The 478-nt window shown below is 73.2% G+C and carries 1 protein-coding gene; it reads left to right on the forward strand.

What is annotated here, in order from left to right:
• Nucleotides 1-478 (forward strand): condensation domain-containing protein (locus RNB18_RS51250; protein ID WP_311720957.1); only part of this gene is annotated, 478 nt, incomplete at both ends.

Consider the following 478-nt stretch of genomic DNA (forward strand, 5'->3'; position numbering starts at 1 on the left):
TTCAACGTACTGGTCCACGAACGGCTGGAGGGCGCCGTCGACCGGGAGCTGCTCGGCGCCTGTCTGGCCCGTGCGGTGCGCGCGCACGACGCCTTCCGGCTGCGGTTCGGCGAGGACGGCGACGGCGTCCCCCGGGTCCGGCGCGTCCCCGAGACGCCGGACGCGCCGCTGTCCTGGGACCACCTCGACCTCTCCGGCGAGCCCGACCCCTCCGGCGCGGTACGGGCCCGGTGCGAGCAGGAGCTGAGCCGGCCGCTGGATCTGCGGGACGGGCCCCTGTTCCGGGCCGCCGTGCTCACCGCAGGGCCGGACGCCGTCCACCTCGTCCTGACCGCGCACCACATCGTGACCGATGCCTGGGCGCTGAACGCACTGACCTTGCGGATACTTTCCGACTACCGCATCCGCGCGTCCCGAAATGCCCTTCCGGCCTCCGGGGAAAAGGACGCCGATCCGGTCGGCCGGGACGATTCACCCT

This window comes from Streptomyces doebereineriae (assembly GCF_031845645.1).
Lineage (GTDB): Bacteria > Actinomycetota > Actinomycetes > Streptomycetales > Streptomycetaceae > Streptomyces > Streptomyces canus.